Below are 1,628 nucleotides of genomic sequence, written 5' to 3' on the forward strand. Positions count from 1 at the left end.
CACCGACACCGGAACGAAGTTCAGGAACGCGGTGCCGGTCACCACGCCCAGCTGCCTGACGCCGAAGTTGTAGGCCAGCACCCCGAACACCGTCGGCACCAGGCCGATGTAGACCAGGGCCGGCCATGCGTTCCAGGCCGCCGCGGCGCTCGGGACCGGCGCGAGCCCGAACGCCGCGAGCAGCAGCGTCGCGGCGCACAGCAGCGGCCACGAGGCCAGCGCGCTCAGCGCACTGAAGCTGATCACGTCGAGCTCGGGCAGGCGCGCCGCGCCGCGCGTGTAGGCGATCCAGCCGAGCGTGCCGGCGAAGGCCGTCAGGTCGCCGGCCAGCGTCGATGCGTGCGATGTGTCGCCGTGCCGGGTCAGCGCGCCCGACACCATCACCACGCCGAGCAGCGCCAGCAGCGTGCTGCCGATCGCAGCGCGGCCCGGCCGCTGGCCGTCGAGCGCCCAGCGCACCAGCTGGGTCGTGATCGGCATCGTCGCCATGATCACCGCGCCGTGGGACGGCACCGAATGCGCGAGCCCGACCAGCACCATCGCGCTGAACACGCCGTAGCCGACGAAGCCGAGCCCGGCCAGCCGCCAGCCATGCTGCCGCAGCGCCCCCCACGGCAGCGGCCCGCGCAGCCGCAGCACCAGCATGAAGCCGAGCGTCGCGATGCTGTAGCGCAGCAGCGTGAACCACACCGGGTCGACGTGCGGCAGCACCGGCTTGCTGGCGAGGAACAGGCTGCCCCAGGCCGTGGTGGCAAGCAGCAGCCCGGCCATGCCGACGGCGGGAGAACGGGAGAAGGTCATGGCGGGCTCCGGCAGATCGAATGCGATGCCGCCAGTCTCGGCAGCCAGCGCCTGCACGGCCATTCGCCAATTCGGAGCAGGGCCTCAGGAAATGCGAACTGACAGCCGCGCRGCCGCTGGCCACAATCCGCTGTCATGGAGCTGTATCAACTGAAGACCTTCGTCGCGGTCGCGCAGGAGGGCAACCTGACGCGCGCCGCCGAGCGCGTGTTCACGAGCCCGCCGGCGGTCAGCGCGCAGATCAAGGCGCTGGAGGACGAACTCGGCGTGCGCCTGTTCGACCGCACGCCGCGCGGCATGGGCCTGACCGAAGAGGGCCGCCGGCTGCTCGACGACGCCGAACGCACGCTGGCCTCGGCCGGGCGGATGCGGTCGGCCGCGGCGCAGCTGCGCGGCGCGGCCCAGGGCGTGGTGCGCTTCGGCACCGTCAGCGACCCGATCGCGCTGCGCCTGGGCGATGCGCTGCTGCGGCTCGCGCAGCGCAACCCGCAGGTCACGCTGCAATTGCAGCAAGGGCTGTCGTCGGAGATGCTGCTCGCGCTGCAGCGCGGCGAACTCGACTGTGCCTACGTGATGACCGACCACGAAGAGGTGCCTGGCGTGCAGGTGCAGCGGCTTTCGACGGTCGACCTGGTGGTGGCGCTTCCGCCGGCCTTTGCGGCGGCCCATCCGGAGCCGTCGCTGGCCGACCTGATGACGCAGCCGTGGATCGGCACCCCGGACGGCTGCGTGCTGCGCACCCACATCGACGCGTTGTTCGCCGCCGGCGGCCGCGAGTACCAGGCAGGCGCGTCGGCGAGCACCGAGGGCGTGGTGCGGAGCATGGT

The 1,628-nt window shown here is 72.3% G+C and carries 2 protein-coding genes; one reads left to right on the forward strand and one right to left on the reverse strand.

Annotated features, from left to right (window positions below; translation table 11 throughout):
• On the reverse strand, positions 1-801 hold an 801-nt coding region (locus AC1D15_RS31150), incomplete at its 3' end, for a DMT family transporter (protein ID WP_477829081.1).
• A gap of 135 nt (positions 802-936) precedes the next feature.
• On the opposite strand from AC1D15_RS31150, the gene AC1D15_RS31155 reads away from it, so the two are divergent.
• Positions 937-1,628: LysR family transcriptional regulator (locus tag AC1D15_RS31155; RefSeq protein WP_477829082.1), on the forward strand; the 692-nt coding region annotated here is incomplete at its 3' end.

The sequence above is a fragment of the Rhizobacter sp. P2_H2 genome (assembly GCF_056403375.1).